Below are 18,294 nucleotides of genomic sequence, written 5' to 3' on the forward strand. Positions count from 1 at the left end.
GGTTATCTTCTTTTAATTATGCCTTGAGTGGGGCCGTTTTTGATAATCCTCGGCTTGGAACAGATTCGTTTAAGTTTCACTTCCTGTTTTTTATTCATTAAGGCTCTTATGTCGAGATGTTCAACTCCACACTGATCTTTAAGGATAAAATTCTGTAGAGGCATTTTTCGTTTGTCCAACAATACAAAGGCCTCATAAAGTTTGCGAACATCATAGCAATTAAAGCTATCAATATCTATTAGATGCTCGTGGCGAAACAGTGCTTCGTCATAGGGCCCACAGCAAAAATGAAGATCACCGATATCGGAAAATCCTGTCGGCGAAAAAACTATATCCGCCTGAATTTCAAGTTTGGATCTGAGATGTTTCGCAAACATCCTTACCTTTTCTATTTCTATTATCATAACATATTTCAATTACCTGGTAACCGGTGTGTTTGATCAATTGATTGGAATATCTGGTAAGCAACCTGTGGAACTATCGCATTTCCAAAGGACCGCAGAGATTCTTTCCTCCATTTTGAAAAGGAGATGTCAACCAATTGGGAGGAAATCCCATCATTTCTCCGACAAACAGGGGATTCAGTGGGCCAGCTTTCCCAAGTTGGAATCGAACCAGTCCTGGAAGATTGTCCATCTTTTCCTGATGATAGGATCGGGCCTGTGGTCCTTTCCAATCCCGCGCTGTGGGAGTTGGTAATAATCCGGCTGCCGCCAACTGATGTAAATCCGGTCGAAAGCGCTGGCCATTTTTGGTAAGAATTACTTTCTGACTCTTTTGAAAATGCCGGGTACTGTAAGATGCCGTTGGAGTGGGCAATAAACCAGATCCTGTTTCGCCGATGGGGAGCGCCTGCACCACAAGCTGGAATAACAAATGGTTGGACGGAATATCCGATTCGCTCAATGTCCTTACAAATGGTCCAGACGATGTACTCATGCTCTGTAATGATTTCCTGATCTTCTTTTCCAAAACCGGCCTGGCTTCCCAGGTTAACCGGCACACCGGGTTGTACCATACTGAGGATTCCAGCAACATTTTCGCCAACAAACCAAGTGGGCCGTATTTCGTCAATAACCCGGAGCATTTCCGGCCAGAGATAACGGTCGTCTGACATGCCTCTTCTTCGACCGGCGAGGGAGAATGGTTGGCACGGGAATCCTCCGGAAATAATGTCAATTGATCCATAATATCTTTTTGCATTAAATTTTCTGATATCATCGAACTGAATGGTGAATGGGAAATGAAATTTTAACACTCGCCTGCAGAAAGGGTCTATTTCGACATTGAAAATATTCACCCATCCCATCCATAGCGCAGCCAAATCAAAGCCGCCGATTCCGGAGAAAAGGCTTCCATGTCGCATCTTTTCTTCATTGTAGCTACCTGCGAGGGCCTTTTCCTTCCCACTTATTATACGGATTCAAAAACCTTGGCCTGGCTTTTATTCCTTTCCGCCGCGCTTTATTTTCCTCGATTAGGCGAGGGATAGTCGTTTCCTCCCAGGGCACAATCCGCGCTTTCAGGTTTTCCTGGATAGGATATACCTTCAACGTCTCTTTAATATCCCACCCATTTTTTACTGCAAAACCATACGGGTCCAAAAAAACAGGTTGAGGAATTTCTATAACAATCCAATCGCCAGGTATTTCATAAAGTTGTTGGAGGTCAATTTTTGTAAGTAATTCCCGTTCCTTTGGATTGTAGAAAAGCCAGGCGATGTTGGCTATCATTTCAAAATCTTTGAATTCTGAAAACGGAATACCAGGCGATCTGAAGTTATCATGAGGGCGGATAGCATCCATACCAACATCAACATAGTGGGGATGTCCGGCAATGTCAATTACCGGTAAAATGCCATTCATGCGCTCATTTAGAAGATCTTGCTGAGAAGGCCCTTCGTTGGCGTTATTAGTGTTGCCCATAAATTACGTTTTGATAGGTTAGATATTTCATACAAGAATTTATCGCGACACGCCGCGACTTTTTCGTTTGCCCATATCTTGGTTGAGTAGTTTTTTTTGTTCTCTTCTTTGCCCTCGCTCCATTTTCTTTTTGTTCTCCTCGATATAGAATAGAATCCCCGTGTCCTCCCAGGGCACAATTTTAGCTTTAACATTTTCCCGCAACGGGTAACTCCTTAATGTCTGTTCGATGTTTAATCCGTTTTCACGGGCATAGCCGTAAGGATCAAGTGTTTTTGGGTGAGGTATCTCCACCATAATCCAGTCTTTTGGAATCTCAGATAATTTTTCATAGTCTATATTTAATGCAACATGCTTTCGGGGATCATAAGCAATTCTCACGGGGCAGAATGACATTTCAAAACGGTTAAATATGGAAAATGAAATTCCAAGGGCAGTAAAATCATCATGGGGCCTGAACGTCTCCATACGAACATCTACATAGAAAGGATGGCCGGCTATCTCTATTACAGGCAGCTTACCCAATTTTGTCCGCTCATGTAATAATTCTGCTTGTGTTTTTCCGTTTTCTTCGGTTGAGTTTTCCATAGCGTCTATTTGATAATTTAAAAGGCATAGTGCCGGCATACAAAATGTCTATTTCGATTTTCTGGATCTCGGTCGGTTTTCCAAATCGGAATCTACCTGTTTACGTGGATTGGGTCGCCGGGAAAGAGTTATTAATTCTTCGGGAAGATTGGTATTCAATATATTTTCATCCTCTTTCATCCATTTGCTTATTTTATATAAGATTTTACATTCAAGCACTTTTATTCCTGCTCTAGTTTTCAGCATCTCGTCAACAGTATTTTCCAAACGGTGTCGCCGGTAACTTTTATCCTTGATGCCGAAAACAATACTGTCCAACTGATCCTTCTCCAATTTTTCGTTGAACGTCTTCAGTTCCATTTTTTCGAACTCCTCGTTCACCGCGTTGTCAATAAATGTCTCCAAATCCATCGGGAATTCGGTTTCCTGTCCTTCCGAAGGATAATTCCTGATTTTATAGGGAGGCAGTGTTTTACAGAATTCCTCAGCCTGTCTGAGTGATTCAGCATCTTCCACTTTTAATATAAAATAGCGTGTGCATCCGCCATTGCCTCTATTCTCTGTTTCACCTATCTTCCTGTCGTTTACATATAAATTGGCATGAAACGCTATGGGTTCTTCACTCCATTCATCATGGATATTGATATCCCGTACTTCTATTTTCATTCTATTGTTTTTAAATAAATAACCATTAATATATAATTTGCTGTCCCTTTAGGGGTCTACCTTTTTTAAATGAACACACCCAATTAAAAGCAAGGGATTTCCAATTTTTTACCCATCGACCTGGTGCTATTTGCCACTTCTGAGACTGGTAATACAGGAAGAATGCGTCGGCATGTTTTATTTGGAGACCCATACGAAAAAAGTAAAGAATCACTTCGGTCTTGTCAGGAATTTTCATTTTTAATTGTGCGTTCATTTATTCTGGTTTACTTTTTAAACAATTATTTCTGATACAAATTTGGATTGTTGGAAAAGTGAAATAGGTGAGATGTTGGTAGATGGGAAATGTTTATTCGTAAGAAATTAAGCAAATGAGCGTCAAAATGCCTCACAAGATTGTGTGCATCCAGATTCTTCTCTATCGTACCATTCGTTGAAAAAGGCAAGTTGCTTGTATTCGTCAATCATTTTGCTTTCATCAATTGCCGGCTCAAAATCATAGGTAGCATCTTCTACAATTTCGTCAGTAGTCATATTATCTCGGTAAAATCGTAGAGGTGGTTTTATTTTAGGATTGTTTTTACTTGCGTCAGGTATGAAATTTTCGTAGTGCTGTTCCATCGTTCTCCACCACTCAACTAATTGCGGATTTTCTGAAACAATTGTCATTAATTTTCGGAGGCTTTTCTTCCAACACAGGTCACAGTTTCCTTCGTAACTCTTAAGTTCGAGGTCAAAATCCTGTTTACTCCAGAAAAGATTAATATCGCTTTTAGTGACTTGTATTAACGTTGCCAGCGGATAAATTATCCGATTCCTTTTCATCGTTTTGATATTAATTCTATGGGTTTCATCGGCTCGTATTCCAATAGCCGTATAATACCCTTTCCAGCCGCAACTCCGGGCATATGCTCTTATTGCATATCCCTTCAGTTCACGTGAGCATTTTGGTGCACCCATGTTGGGTATTCCGTGCTTTCTAATAAATGCTTCAAAGGGCTCTCCGTTTCTACTAGCCGTGTGAAAGTTTACCACTTTGGCAGTTACCCCTTTCCCCGTTTCGTAATGCGTGACGGCTTCAATCCATGTAAGATTAAACCCGAACTTTTTATCGCACCTTTCTACGAAACGCAGCGTTTCCTCGCGTTCTTTACCGGTGTTTGCAAAGACAACCATCATCTCAAATTTGTCCTTCATATTCTGAAGCAGCCACCAGGTCATAAATGCGCTGGTTCTACCGCCCGAAAAGGATATTAGTAATTTGTCTTTCATAGGTCGGTTATTTTTTACCTGTAATTGAGCGCCAAAAGGCTCAGATGATTTACATATATCTATAAAACGATTGGTGTTTTTATCGGATATTTGGATCAGAAAAATATCTTTTCACTTCAGATGCCAGAACATACAGATGCCGGCTTTTCTTTACTGTCTTAATTTTATTTTCGGTAATAAGCTCGTACAGTTTACTTTTTTTGATACCAACAGCTTTCATAAATTCCGAAGCAAGGATATAATCAACAGTAATTCCCGGTTCTTTACATTGTTCCCTTTGATGGCGTAGTTCTTCCCGGATTTGTTGAAGTTGGTTCTTCAGGGCTTGCCATTCTTCAGCCGGGATCATCACCAATGTATAGGGCCTTGGAGGATTAGTCATAGGATTTGCATTTGGAGATGCAAATTATTAGCAGCGATTGGCAAAAAAGTGAGATTGTACTATATACCTAATGAAGTAAAGCTCACATTTTCGGTTCCTTCGATTACCTCCGCAATATTTACCTTGTAGTAATTTTCCGTTGTGGCTTCTTTTTCATGTCCAGCCATTTTAGAGACTACCGGCCTTTTCGCCCCTAGACGTATCCACATCTGGATATTAGTGTGCCTGGCTATTTTGTTGGAGATTTCTCTGTTAATTCCCGCCGCCTTAGCTATTACCTTTATGTTCCGGTTATAAACCTGCGGGTCTACAAAGATGTTCCTGCGGAACCAATACTCACTTTCGGTATTGGGATCCATAAACACTTCCAGAGTCGCTACTCCATCCGGGAACTTCCACAACGGGATAATTGTGGCATTCCCGTTTTTATCCCGCTCGCCGATGATATAATACCCGTGTTCGAAGTCCTTTCGCACATGCTTCCGCTTTAAGACCTTCAGGTCATTATAATAATAGCCGGTGTAGATTTGAAACAGGAATAGCCGTTGATCCCGTTTTTGGGTAGGGTACTGTGTATCCGTTATCACTTTTTTGAATGCCTGGATCTCGGTAATTTCAAGGTGCAGCCCTTCTTCCTTATCCGGTACTGAAACCTTTACGTCTTCAAAGAAAGATTCCACCTGTTTAATATCGAGCATACCGTCCCGTTTAGCAGCATACTCGAGTACCACTTTAAATTTATCAAAATAAGATTTAATAGTAGCTGGGGCGAGTAAATCACCCTTCCTCCCGCGCTGCTCCGCAAGATAATTTCGGATGCGGGCGACCATTTCCCAGTCGATTTCATCAAAGCGCAGGGCTGGGTTGAACTTATCCAGGTGCTTTATAAAAGCGTCGTATTTCTCCCACGTAACATCTGTAATAACAACTGTTGGGGGAGGAGTCCTCATATAGTTTTTGAAGTAGTCGTTAAAAATCTCCCGGTTCCCTTTAAAGCCCAATGCCTTATCAACATGATAAAAGGACAGTTTTCTTTTTTGAGAATACAGGCTTCGGTGGATGTCGATGATTTTGGTTCGGGTCTGATTGATTGCGTCGTTGATTTCAACGCTGTAAGGGTTCGTTTCAGCCACCCAAAACAGGTCATTACCCGTCCAGTCCTCCATGCCAACCTTTACAGGGAGGTCTATCGGATAATACTGGTGGACATTATCTATCGAAACACGCATGTGGACCGGGTACAGCCCTTTCTTATTTTTCTTGTTCCGATAGTTTATTAATATGCCGATGGATACTGACATGATGGCCTTTACTGGTTCACAATCGCTGGTTCAGCCCAGCATTTTTCCAGATAGGGACTATCAAAACCCGTGCAAAGTGCAAACAAAAGTGTAAATAAAAGTGCAAACAAACCAGCGGAAATCGGCGGATTTTGGCGGAACTGACATAAGGTGTCAAAATGACGAAACCCGCTACAGTAGCGGGTTTCAGCGTTCGTTGACGTCTTTTTAATTCGTCTTTGGCTCCCCCTGCTGGACTTGAACCAGCGACCCTCTGATTAACAGTCAGATGCTCTAACCAACTGAGCTAAGGAGGAATATGTTCCCAACAGCGTGGTGCTATTAAGGGTTGCAAAAATAAGGTCCTTTTTGGTTCTACCAAAGTTTTTTGTGCTTTTTTTATTAAATCCACCCGTTTATTCATTGACACTCATACTTTCAGCATTCATCCTATTCATATAGGTACCCTGATAATCGCTTCTTGCCAGAATTAAACAGCTAGGTGAATCCAGCTACCGGTGTTGTTCATAAAAAATTGCCGGGACCTTTTGCAGCAATTCTGTAAGATCTTTAACTACACCTGGTGTTATCGCCAGTAATTGCTGCAATTGTTCTTTTGTACGGATACCGGCCACCACACTTGTTACTGCCGGGTTACTCCACACATAGCCTAATGCCAGCTGCTGCCCGGTGATTTGATTATCTGCGGCAAACTGTTTTACCTGTAATTGTATTTCTTCAACGCTCTCCGTTGTATATCCCACATAGTCTTTTGCGGGTTTGTTTATGAGCAAACCCTGGGCCAGCGCACCTCTTACCAGCACGCCCTTATTGTGTTCTTTTAACAAAGGGAGCACCGCTTCCTCCGGTCGGCGGTCCAGCAAGCTGTATTGTACCATTACCGATTCAATGGAAGAACGGTTCACATACTCACGGATCACGTTGGGGCGAATGCTGCTGATGCCGTAATGCCGGATCTTTCCCTGTTGCTTCAGCGTTTCAAACGCATCAATTGTCTCGTCAATATTGTCTTCAATAGTGCCTCCATGCAGCTGGTACAGATCAATATAATCCGTTTGCAGCCGCTCCAGGCTCTGTTCTGCACAGCTTAAAATATAATCACGACGCGGGTTCCAATCCCAACCGGAACCATCCGCCCGCCATTGATTACCGGCCTTGGTAGCCAGGAAAATATCTTTCCGGAAGGGCTTTAATGCCTGACCAACCAGTTTTTCGTTTTCGCCTTTCTCATAAAGATCAGCAGTGTCAAAAAAATTAATGCCCCCTGCTACCGCTTCCGATAGCAACCGAATGTTTTCTTCTTTTGAACCGGTTAGCGACATACAGCCAAAGCCAAGTGTGGATACCGCCCATCCCGTATTTCCTAAATTCCGATATTCCATAATGACGATTTTTTAAAAAACAACATCCGTATTTAAATGAAAGTTTTAATAAACAGTAAAGTTTCCTTAAAACACATCACAAATGTTTGTTTATGTGTGTTTTTTTTATAATTTTCCTGATGAGGGGCCGGAAACTTCTGTACAAAAGGTCTGGCATCAGCACCTATTTGTAAAAACAGCATTACTAAATATGGAAGTTATGTCCATTGAAGAAAAAATAAACCAACGACAGTTTAAAAGCAGCTATCATAAGCTAGCCCTTAATTTAATCTATACCTCCAGCAGCCTTCAGTCTTTCCTGAAAGCCGGTTTTAAAAAGGAGGATCTTACTGTACAACAATACAATATATTGCGGATCCTGAGAGGGAGCTTTCCCCAGCCACTTTCTACCTTGCAGATACGGGAACGGATGATCGACCGGATGAGCGATACCAGCCGCATTGTAGACCGGCTGGTTCTGAAACAGCTGGTCACGAAATGCACGAATAATGTCGACAACCGCCTGGTGGATGTGGTCATTACCCGGAACGGGCTTGACAAGCTGGCCCTGCTGGATGAAACCGAAGACCGGATTGCAACCTTCTTTAATAATGTAAGCAAGGAAGAAGCGGAACTGATCAGCTCTATGCTGGACAAACTGCATGTTTGATTGGTTTTTTATTAGGTTTTGTTGGGCTACATTTGTAGACTATGATGTTGATCCGATTTTTCCTTATTGGCCTTTTAGTAACCCTTTTCAGTCATACCAGTTTTTCCCAGCAACCCCAGTATGAATTCCGCGGTGTGTGGATTGCTACCGTGTTGGGTATTGACTGGCCACCGCAAAACGCCAGCGTAGAACAACAAAAGGCAGAATTTATCCGGCAACTGGATCTGCATAAACGCAATGGTATGAATGCGATCCTTGCCCAGGTAAGACCCAGCGGCGACGCCTTTTATCCCTCACCTTATGAGCCGTGGAGCCAGTGGCTGACCGGCGTACAGGGCAGGGCTCCGGTTCCGTTTTGTGATCCGCTGGCGTTTATGATCCACGAAACCCATAAACGCGGCATGGAATTTCACGCCTGGCTGAATCCCTACCGGGCAGAGTTTACAATTGGAAAGTCCTCTATTGCTTCTGATAATATGATCCGCAAACGTCCGGACTGGTATGTTACTTATGGTACTACCCGCTATTTTAATCCTGCTAATAAACAGGTACAGCAATTCGTGATTGATGTGGTAAAAGACATTGTTCGCCGCTATGATATCGACGGCATTCATATGGATGATTATTTTTACCCGTACCCCATCGGCACCAAGCCTTTTCCGGATGATTATGCGTATAAACAATCCGGCACCAAACTCAGCAGGGGAGACTGGAGGAGGAGCAATGTGGATTCCATGATCCGGAATCTGAATATCGCTATAAAAGCAGTAAAACCCTGGTGTAAATTCGGGATCAGCCCTTTTGGTGTATGGAGAAATGCCTCACAGGACCCGGCAGGCAGCAATACAAAGGCGGGCATCACCAACTACGATGATCTTTATGCAGACATCCTGCTTTGGTTAAGAATGGGGTGGATCGATTATGTTACCCCACAGCTGTACCGGGAGATTGGAGACCATCTCATTCCTTACGAAACAATGGTAGACTGGTGGGGCAAACATAGCTACGGCCGCCATGTATACATCGGTCATGGAGTATACCGTTATTATGAAGCCAGCAATGCCAATTGGAGAAAGCCATCCCAGATCCCGGATCAGATAAAAATACTCCGAAATAACCCCGGTATACAAGGCAGTGTTTATTTCAACAGCAGGAGTTTTGATAAAAACCCTGCAGGATGGAATGATTCTTTGAGAAATAATTACTACCGGCTACCGGCAAAAATTCCTCCCATGCCCTGGCTACCGGAACGACCGAATAATTAATAAAAAAGCAAGTTTATTTATAACTTGCCTTTTTTATTGCTATTTGATAAGATGTGTTAAATAACACATCATCTTTGTAAAATCAGGTGCCGTAACCCTCGGTTTTAAAATTCAGCACTTTTCGGCGTTCGCGGAAAAGCGATCACATCGCGGATATTGCTCATACCTGTTACAAACTGAATCATCCGCTCAAAGCCAAGTCCAAACCCGGAATGGGGTACGGTTCCAAAACGGCGGGTATCCAGGTACCACCAAAGCTCTTCCTCCGGTATACCCATTTTTTCCATCTTTTCCAGCAATACATCCAGCCGCTCTTCCCGCTGCGATCCACCCACAATTTCACCGATGCCCGGAGCCAGGATATCCATGGCTGCAACGGTTTTTCCATCCTCATTGATGCGCATATAAAACGCCTTAATAGAAGCAGGGTAGTTCATCAGGATCACCGGCTTTTTAAAATGTTTCTCCACCAGGTACCGCTCGTGCTCGCTTTGCAGATCCATTCCCCAACCGGTAATGGGATACTGAAATTTCTTTTTCTTGTTATGATTGCTGTCCCTCAGAATGTCGATGGCTTCTGTATAGGACAGGCGCTGGAAGTCGTTGTTCAGTACAAACTCCAGTTTTTCAATCAATCCCATTTCACTCCGCTTATCCTGGGGCAATTGTTTTTCTTCGTCAGCCAGGCGCTGCGCCAGGAAATCCAGATCTTCCCGGTTGTTTTCCAGCACATAGCGGATGATGTATTTAATAAATTCTTCGGCAAGATTGGCATTATCTTCCAGGTCACAGAATGCCATCTCCGGCTCAATCATCCAGAATTCGGCCAGGTGCCGGGCTGTATTACTGTTTTCCGCTCTGAAAGTAGGGCCAAAAGTATAGATCTCGCCAAAGGCGGTAGCGCCTAATTCTCCTTCTAATTGGCCACTTACTGTTAAATTAGTCGATTTTCCAAAAAAATCTTCTTTAAAATTAACCGAACCATCGTCGTTCTTCGGGGTGTTTTCGAAAGGAAGGGTTGTTACCCGGAACATTTCTCCCGCACCTTCGGCGTCACTGGCGGTAATGATGGGCGTGTGCAAATAAACAAAGCCTTTATCATTGAAAAATTTATGCACGGCAAAGGCCAGTGCATGTCTTACACGAAAAACGGATCCGAAGGTATTGGTCCGGAAACGCAGGTGCGCCTTTTCTCTTAAAAATTCAAGAGAGTGCTTTTTAGGTTGCAGCGGATAGGCTTCCGCATCGGAGTCGCCCAGTATTTCAATAGCATCTGCCTTTACTTCCAGCTTCTGGCCTTTTCCTACAGAAGGAACAACGGTTCCTGTTACTTTCAACGATGCCGAGGTAGTGATCCGCTTTAACAAGGATTCATCAAACATGCCCAAAGTGGCCACCACCTGCAAATTAGTATTGGTAGATCCGTCATTCAAAGCGATAAACTGATTATTTCTGAATGTGCGTACCCATCCCATTACTGTTACTTGCTGTTCTTCCCGATAGATCCTATCGGGGTCCTGCTGCAGGAGTTCTTTAATTTTAATCCTTTTGTTAAACATATTACTATTTCTTGAACCGCAAAGATAATCACAATGAAGTGTTTTGTCTTTCATCAATCCGTTCGAAGTTCCGTATGTACCTGCAGTAATTGTACACCAGCTATTCTGATTATCTTTGTACCAATGATCCGACTGCTTTTTGTTATTACCGCTAGCCTTTTGATAACAGGGTGCCAGAACACCCGGCCCAGGCCCGCCGAGCCTGTTACCGAACAAAAGGAACCGCCTGTTGAAAAAGAACAGGTGACCATTACCGCCGTGGGCGATATGATGCTGGGATCGGACTTCCCGGATCGCCATCGAATGCCAAAAAGAAGTATCCTGACACCACTGGCCGACTCCTTAAGATCCGACGATTTTTTGATCGGAAACCTTGAAGGTGTGATTACCAATGTGGCGGCCCCCGAAAAAAAATGCATCAATCCTAAAAACTGTTATGCTTTTCGCATGCCCCCGGGTTCTGAACATTATTTTAAGGAAGCCGGTTTCGACTTTTTGAGCCTTGCCAACAATCATTCCGGCGATTTTGGCAACGCCGGGCTATTGCAGACAATGGCCCTGCTTGAAAAAAGCGGCATCGGCTTTGCCGGAATCAAACATCACCAAACGCACACAATCATTCATAAAAACGGGATCCGCTATGGTGTGATCGCTGCTGGCTTTGGCTGGAGACACCTGCATATAAGCCATCCGCAGCAGGTTACAACGCTTATAAGCCAGATAAAAGATAGTACCGACCTGCTGATTGTTTACTTTCACGGTGGAGCAGAAGGTGATGATATGGACCGGGTACTGAAACGCAAGGAATTATTCCATGGAGAAGACAGGGGTGATGTACATGCTTTTGCCCGGGCCTGTGTAGATGCCGGTGCCGACTTGGTTTTAGGAAGCGGCCCCCATGTGGCGCGGGGGCTGGAGCTTTACCGCAATAAACTGATCGCCTATAGCCTGGGAAATTATGCCACTTACGGGGCTATCAGCCTGAAAGGTTCCCTGGGAATTGCACCCATTTTGAAGATCCGGGTGAATAAGAACGGGGATTTTGCCGGGGGCAGGATCATTTCCACCCTCCAACTCTCTGGAAATGACCAAACTCCACGGCTTGACACAGCTAAAACGGTGGCCATCCGGATGCAACAACTCAGCCTGAAAGACTTTCCGCAGAGCCCGTTAAGAATTACCCAAAAAGGGGAGATAATTATTAAAAAATTTTGATTTTTCCCAAAAGGTAGTAATTTTGCTAAAGAAATGACCCTATCAACATATGATCATCTCTGCTGAATGATAATATCAATTATCATTTATCAATCCAAAAAACTTGAATTCTTTACCAAATTATTATCACACTTAAGATTTAATCTTTTGATTAATCCCGCACATTTATGTATGATATTTTACAATTGAACGATATGCTCGTTCCTGAACTGTTAGACATTGCCGAACAGTTAAAGATTCCTAATGCCAAGAAATTGAACAAGCAGGACCTGATTTACAAAATTCTGGACAGTCAGGCTGTAACCGGTTCAAAAGCTTCCTCTGATGACCGCCCCAAAAGAAAACGCATTGTAAAAGCCACCACTTCTATCGGTACCGAAGAAGCTTTTGTGGAAGAAGAAGGAAAGGAAGAAGAACCTGCAGAAAAAACCGCGAAAGCACCTGCTAAAAAAGCAGCAGCTAAAAAGGCAGCAGCCCCGGCCGTTAAGAAGAAAAAAGCTCCTTCAAAGAAGGAAGAAGAAGAAGAGGAGCCCGTTTTGAAAAAAGAAGCGGTTACCGCAGATAATGATGAAGCAGAAGAAGCAGGAACCGTATTTAAAACCGACGCAGCCACAGAAGCCTTTATCTTACAGGCTTTGAAGGCAACGGAAAAATACGATGCTCCTCCTCCGGCAATATTGGAAGAAACAGAATACCCTGTTGAAAATAAAATATACGCATCTAAAAAAGATATGAGCCCTTCCTTCAACGTTGAGTTTGATGGAATGATTCTGAGCGAAGGCGTTCTGGAAATGATGCCTGATGGTTATGGGTTCCTCCGGTCTTCCGATTACAACTATCTTTCCAGCCCGGATGATGTATACGTATCGCCTTCACAAATAAAATTATTTGGTTTAAAAACCGGTGACACCATCCATGGTGCTGTGCGTCCTCCCAAAGAAGGCGAAAAGTATTTTGCCCTTTTAAAAGTAGATACCATTAATGGTAAAAAACCAGACGAAGTACGGGATCGTGTTCCGTTTGATTACCTGACTCCACTGTTCCCATACGAAAAATTAAACCTGTTTACACGTCCTTCAGATCTGTCTACAAGGATCATCGATCTCTTTACCCCTATTGGTAAAGGACAGCGCGGGCTCATTGTGGCACAACCGAAAACCGGTAAAACCATGTTGTTGAAAGCCGTGGCCAATGCCATTGCCGAAAACCATCCGGAGTGTTACCTGATGGTAGTACTGGTAGATGAGCGTCCGGAAGAGGTAACAGATATGGAGCGCAGCGTAAGAGCAGAAGTGATCGCTTCTACCTTTGATGAACCCGCAGAGAAACACGTAAAGGTTTCTACCGTGGCCTTGCAAAAGGCAAAGCGTTTGGTAGAGTGTGGTCATGATGTAGTGATCCTTTTAGATTCAATTACCCGCCTGGCCCGTGCCCACAATACCGTGTCGCCTGCTTCCGGTAAGGTATTGAGCGGTGGTGTGGAAGCAAACGCTATGCAGAAACCAAAACAATTCTTTGGTGCTGCCCGTAAAATTGAAAACGGTGGTTCTTTAACCATCCTGGCAACCGCATTAATTGATACCGGTAGCAAAATGGATGAGGTGATCTTTGAAGAATTTAAAGGAACCGGTAACATGGAATTGCAGCTGGACAGAAGACTTTCCAACAAAAGAATTTACCCGGCTATTGACCTTACCGCATCTTCTACAAGAAGGGATGATCTGCTGCTGGATAGGGATGTATTACAACGTATGAATTTATTGCGGGTATACCTGGCAGACATGAAGACAGAGGAGGCAATGACAGAACTTCTCCGCCGCATGAAAGGTACCAAAAGTAATGAAGAGTTTTTGGCAAGCATGAATTCCTAAACATATCGGTCTTTATAGACCTTAAATAAAAAATGCGATACCAGATAGTATCGCATTTTTTATTTGCCTCTGCTGAAATAAATGCAATGACCCGGTTATCGTCTTTGCACTAAACACAGGCTGTACGTTGTGCCATACCTATCAGCAATTGAGGCAGGCCGTTTTTCGAAATCAAAAATGCCGGTGCATATAAAATATTTGAAGCCCTGTTTTATTCATCCGCAGAACCATTACTTTTGTTAGTATAACCCACAGCAATAATTGTCATTTTGAAAATTCTAATTTAGAAAAACCAGGCATTTTTATGGCAGCAAAATATAGTAATCAATCACGTTATACCGTAGCGGTGGATTGCATCGTTTTTGGCTACGATGGACAGAACCTGAAGATCCTGTTGATAAAACGTGCGCTCGTTCCCTTAAAAGGCCGGTGGAGCCTGATGGGTGGTTTTGTTGCAAAGAATGAAAGTGCCGACCAGGCGGCAAGCCGCATCCTGGCCTCACTTACGGGGCTTACGGATATTTACCAGGAACAGTTTTATACCTTTACAAGTCCCGACAGGGATACACAGGAACGCACCGTTTCCATTGCTTATTTTTCGCTGATCGATATAAAAAAGTACCGGGAGATTTTAAGTGATGCCTACCAGGCTGAATGGTTTTCAATAAAGGATTTTCCCAACCTGATCTTTGATCATGAAGAAATGGTAAAAATGGCAAAAAAGCGGTTGCAGTATAAAGCTACTTCCCATGCTATTCTTTTTGAACTGCTTCCTGATAAGTTTACACTTCCGCTTTTGCAAAGTCTTTTTGAAGATGTGTTTGAAACCAGTTTCGACAAGGGAAACTTCAGCCGGAAAATGCTTTCCACCGGGCTCTTGCTGAAACAACGGGATAAGGATAAATCCGGATCAAAAAAAGGTGCTTATTTCTATAAACTGGATCGCAAAAATTATCAGCAAAACCTGCACAAGATCTTAAAGCTGGTACCTAACCCCAACAATGTTTTATAGCAATCTGTATTACCGATCCAATACAGCGCTCAATCATCCGCAGAACAATACTTATTCCGGCAGACCTTGTAACTGGTTTCTTAAAAACGACTGGTTAAGATTTTGCGTCCTCCGCTTTATCCGAAGCAGCACCGGTATCTGTTGCAGCAGCATCTGCTTTCTTGCTTCCAAAAAGATCCTGCATCCATTTTTCAGCACCGGGAAAATGCTCTTTTAAAGAGTCCATACCCTTGGTGGCCAGCTCGGAAAAATAATCCTTCGCCTGCTCTGCAGAAGCCGTAGCATCATCCTTCAATTTATTTGCCTTCTCTTTAAGATTGTTCATCATTTTTTCCTTTTCCTCATCGCTCATGCTGGTATATTTACCCGCTGCCAGGCCTGCCAGTGCGCCCAATATAAAGGTGGCAATGTGTTTGTTGTTTACCATAAGAAATTCTTTTAAGTGAATCAATAGATGTTTAAATATACTAAATTTTGTCCGTTACTTCCGGGAAACCGGGGTAGTACCCGCCAGCTTCATTTCCCGGATCAGATGTTCTGCCCCGGCATATTTTTCAATAATGAATAACACATACCGGATGTCTACCATAATATTCCGGCAAATGGAAGCATCATAATGAATGTCGCTCATAGTGCCTTCCCATACCCGGTCAAAATTGATCCCCACCAGGTGCCCATTTGCATCCAGCACCGGGCTGCCACTATTACCACCTGTTGTATGGTTGGAAGCAATAAAGCATACCGGCATCCGGTAACTTCCCGACGGAGCCTTGGTTCCGTAACGGCCATAGTCCTTTTTCAAATAGAGCTGGCGCAACTTTTCAGGTACATCAAATTCGTAATCACCGGGTTTATATTTCTGCATTACTCCATCCAGGTAAGTATAATAATCATAGGTGATGCCATCCGCCGGTTTATAGCCATCTACCTTTCCATAACCTACGCGCAGCGTACTGTTGGCGTCCGGATAAAAAGTTTTATCAGTAAGCACTTCGGTTTGTGCCCGCATATAATTTCGTTGCAATCCGTTAATCCGTGCCTGCAACGCATTCAGTTTTGGAGCCACTTCCTGGTCATACAGATCTGCCATTCCAATGATCAGTTTTGCCGAAGGGTCCGTTTCAAAAAAACGGTACAGCGTTGAGGGATCGGTTCTTATCCCTTCTAACACTTTTGCAGCATCAAGAAAAACACTGCCGGCATATAATGCATCAGCCCATTTGTGGTAATTCTTTCCATACTGTTCAAACTGCTGCCGGGCAACTGGTGCTATATAAGGTCCTTGTTTTTGTTCCATATACAGGGGCAGGAGGACCGAAAAAATATCTTTGTCCACTTCACTGCTCAGGTTCTTATAAAGTTCCGTCAGGTTTTCCAGTTGTTTGGCCTGCTCCTTCGCATAATCCGGTTTTCCGGTTATCTTTTTTAAAGCCCTTAACCGGTTAATGATGCCAAACAATTCGATCTTCCCGGTAATTTCAAGATAATAGTCGCGGGTAAGCGCATATGGTTCTATTGCTTTATAGGCATTATTCAGATCCTGTAAAGTATGACCATAGGTTGTTTTCAGCAGATCACTTGCTTCCAGTTTGTTTTGAAAATCTGCTTCATATTGCAGCTTTTTTTGCAGGCCGCTGGTACGTGTTAATCCCAACACCTCTCCCTGCCATTTTTTCCAGGCATTGGCAATGCCTGCATACTTCGAAGCATATTTTATCTTCAGGTCTTCATTGGCCCGCATATACCGGTTCATAACGCCCAGGGTTTTATCTCTTATCAGGATCTTGGTCGGGTCGTTCACTTCCACGATCTGCCTTACTGCTTCACTGGGAAGATATTCCGTAGTACGCCCGGGAAACCCAAAAACCATGGTAAAATCATCCTGTTTCATTCCCTTAAGCGAAATGGTCAGTGCCTTTTTGGGAATATAGGGTACATTACCCGGTGCATATTCTGCCGGCCGGTTATCCTTTCCGGCATAGATCCTGAATACACTAAAATCGCCGGTATGCCGCGGCCACATCCAGTTATCTGAATCCTGTCCAAAATTCCCAATGCTGGAAGGAGGGGCCCCAACCAATCGTACATCCTTATAGGTTTCCGTTACAAACAGATAATATTTATTTCCTTCAAAAAAGGCATTCACCTTTGCATCCTGGAATGGCTCCACTTTTGTGGATTTTTTTAATTCTTCAATATTCCGGTCTACAATACTTTGCCGCTCAGATTCCTTCATATGTTGTTCAATGCCCTTCAACACCTGCTCCGAAACATCGTCAATCCTCACAATAAACGTTACAAACAGGCCTGCGTTCGGCAACTCTTCGGCCTGGTTGCGTGCCCAAAAACCGTCTCTTATGTAATTTTTATCAAGTGTTGAATGTTTTTGCACCGATTCAAATCCGCAGTGATGATTGGTAAAAACCAGCCCTTTTTCCGAAACAACTTCCCCGGTACAAAATCCTCCAAAGCTTACAATTGCATCCTTCAGGCTTCCTTTATTAATATCATAAATATCTTTTGCGCTGATTTTCATTCCCAGCTGCTGCATCCGCTTTTCATTCAGATTTTCCAGTAACTGCGGTAACCACATTCCTTCGTCGGCTTTTGCCAATCCCATGTACATTAATCCGGCCGCCAGGCCGAAAAATTTTTTCAAAAAATGCATCTTTTTCAGAATTATTAAGCAGGCAAGATAAAGCAAATTTTATTACTTACTTACATTCGTTTATTAATAATTACTCATCTTTTCTTCCTTTTTAACCGTCTTTTTCTCCCCAATAGCCTGTGAATTACGTATTAATAATGTGTATAACCCAGCGTGAAACGTGTATGTGAAATGTATTACCGGATGAAACTTTGCCTTGCAGATCTGTGTTTTCAATTTTTGGTGAACTGTCGTCAATTTATACCAACAATATTAACATAGTGTAAATTTAATATGTCTTTCATCCATTGTAAACATTCCGTAATTCACATTTTTGTGAATAAACAACCGTAACCAATATGATTCGTAATTTCACCATGTGGATATCTGTTAAATAGATGTGAGTAACCGGAATTTTAAAAAAAATTAAATTAGTGCATAACCTGGTTATCCACTAATCCACAGCCATAATAATAATAGATATTTTTAAATAAATAATTAATATAAATATTATTAAAAGGAAAAAGGGGATTCTGAAAAAACTTTGATTTTTTATTTGG

General features: G+C 42.9%; 17 protein-coding genes and 1 tRNA gene. 5 read left to right on the forward strand and 13 right to left on the reverse strand.

Going from position 1 to position 18,294, the window contains the following annotated elements; genetic code table 11:
- Positions 1-2: 2 nt before the first annotated feature.
- The 10 genes from Q1V85_RS18215 to Q1V85_RS18260 form a co-directional block, all read right to left on the reverse strand.
- Complete coding sequence (locus Q1V85_RS18215) at positions 3-404, reverse strand: hypothetical protein (RefSeq protein WP_300601991.1); 402 nt, start codon at positions 402-404, stop codon at positions 3-5.
- Between the two features lie 8 nt (positions 405-412).
- Positions 413-1,366, reverse strand: coding sequence for a DNA cytosine methyltransferase (gene dcm / locus Q1V85_RS18220; RefSeq protein ID WP_300601992.1), 954 nt, complete (start codon positions 1,364-1,366; stop codon positions 413-415).
- A gap of 16 nt (positions 1,367-1,382) precedes the next feature.
- The gene (locus tag Q1V85_RS18225) at positions 1,383-1,925 is read right to left on the reverse strand and encodes a hypothetical protein (protein WP_300601993.1); all 543 of its coding nucleotides are present in this window, start codon (positions 1,923-1,925) and stop codon (positions 1,383-1,385) included.
- A gap of 39 nt (positions 1,926-1,964) precedes the next feature.
- Positions 1,965-2,513, reverse strand: coding sequence for a hypothetical protein (locus Q1V85_RS18230; protein ID WP_300601994.1), 549 nt, complete (start codon positions 2,511-2,513; stop codon positions 1,965-1,967).
- 48 nt (positions 2,514-2,561) lie between these two features.
- Positions 2,562-3,179 (reverse strand): hypothetical protein, encoded by a 618-nt coding sequence (locus Q1V85_RS18235; RefSeq protein WP_300601995.1) that lies wholly within the window; start codon positions 3,177-3,179, stop codon positions 2,562-2,564.
- A 378-nt stretch (positions 3,180-3,557) separates the two neighbouring features.
- The gene (locus Q1V85_RS18240; RefSeq protein ID WP_300601996.1) at positions 3,558-4,451 is read right to left on the reverse strand and encodes a phosphoadenosine phosphosulfate reductase family protein; all 894 of its coding nucleotides are present in this window, start codon (positions 4,449-4,451) and stop codon (positions 3,558-3,560) included.
- 79 nt (positions 4,452-4,530) lie between these two features.
- Entirely contained in the window at positions 4,531-4,833 is a 303-nt protein-coding gene (locus tag Q1V85_RS18245) for a hypothetical protein (RefSeq protein ID WP_300601997.1), read from the reverse strand.
- A 59-nt stretch (positions 4,834-4,892) separates the two neighbouring features.
- Positions 4,893-6,134: a site-specific integrase gene (locus tag Q1V85_RS18250; RefSeq protein WP_300601998.1), complete on the reverse strand. Its 1,242-nt coding sequence runs from the start codon at positions 6,132-6,134 to the stop codon at positions 4,893-4,895.
- A 219-nt stretch (positions 6,135-6,353) separates the two neighbouring features.
- Positions 6,354-6,430, reverse strand: a tRNA-Asn gene (locus tag Q1V85_RS18255).
- A gap of 195 nt (positions 6,431-6,625) precedes the next feature.
- A complete protein-coding gene (locus Q1V85_RS18260) occupies positions 6,626-7,516 on the reverse strand; it encodes an aldo/keto reductase (RefSeq protein WP_300601999.1) in 891 nt (296 codons plus the stop codon).
- Between the two features lie 199 nt (positions 7,517-7,715).
- Here Q1V85_RS18260 and Q1V85_RS18265 point away from each other — a divergent pair, with 199 nt between their 5' ends.
- Positions 7,716-8,165, forward strand: a complete 450-nt coding sequence (locus tag Q1V85_RS18265) for a MarR family transcriptional regulator (RefSeq protein WP_300602000.1) — start codon at positions 7,716-7,718, stop codon at positions 8,163-8,165.
- 41 nt (positions 8,166-8,206) lie between these two features.
- Positions 8,207-9,430 carry a family 10 glycosylhydrolase gene (locus tag Q1V85_RS18270; RefSeq protein WP_300602001.1) on the forward strand — a complete coding sequence of 408 codons (1,224 nt, stop codon included), beginning with the start codon at positions 8,207-8,209 and terminating at the stop codon, positions 9,428-9,430.
- Positions 9,431-9,534: 104 nt separating this feature from the next.
- Here the strand turns inward: Q1V85_RS18270 and asnS are convergent, their stop codons facing one another.
- The gene (gene asnS, locus Q1V85_RS18275) at positions 9,535-10,989 is read right to left on the reverse strand and encodes an asparagine--tRNA ligase (RefSeq protein ID WP_300602002.1); all 1,455 of its coding nucleotides are present in this window, start codon (positions 10,987-10,989) and stop codon (positions 9,535-9,537) included.
- Between the two features lie 123 nt (positions 10,990-11,112).
- Between asnS and Q1V85_RS18280 the strand changes: the two genes are divergently transcribed.
- The 3 genes from Q1V85_RS18280 (at position 11,113) to Q1V85_RS18290 (ending at position 15,087) form a co-directional block, all read left to right on the forward strand.
- Positions 11,113-12,204 (forward strand): CapA family protein, encoded by a 1,092-nt coding sequence (locus Q1V85_RS18280; RefSeq protein ID WP_300602003.1) that lies wholly within the window; start codon positions 11,113-11,115, stop codon positions 12,202-12,204.
- Between the two features lie 167 nt (positions 12,205-12,371).
- On the forward strand, positions 12,372-14,075 hold the full coding sequence (gene rho / locus Q1V85_RS18285) for a transcription termination factor Rho (protein WP_300602004.1): 1,704 nt from the start codon (positions 12,372-12,374) through the stop codon (positions 14,073-14,075).
- 304 nt (positions 14,076-14,379) lie between these two features.
- Entirely contained in the window at positions 14,380-15,087 is a 708-nt protein-coding gene (locus tag Q1V85_RS18290) for an NUDIX domain-containing protein (RefSeq protein ID WP_300602005.1), read from the forward strand.
- A gap of 94 nt (positions 15,088-15,181) precedes the next feature.
- Here Q1V85_RS18290 and Q1V85_RS18295 read toward each other — a convergent pair whose 3' ends face one another.
- The gene (locus Q1V85_RS18295; RefSeq protein WP_300602006.1) at positions 15,182-15,514 is read right to left on the reverse strand and encodes a hypothetical protein; all 333 of its coding nucleotides are present in this window, start codon (positions 15,512-15,514) and stop codon (positions 15,182-15,184) included.
- A 54-nt stretch (positions 15,515-15,568) separates the two neighbouring features.
- Positions 15,569-17,746, reverse strand: a complete 2,178-nt coding sequence (locus Q1V85_RS18300; protein ID WP_300602007.1) for a S46 family peptidase — start codon at positions 17,744-17,746, stop codon at positions 15,569-15,571.
- Positions 17,747-18,294 lie beyond the last annotated feature (548 nt).

This window comes from Niabella sp. (assembly GCF_030150205.1).
Classification (GTDB): Bacteria; Bacteroidota; Bacteroidia; order Chitinophagales; family Chitinophagaceae; genus Niabella.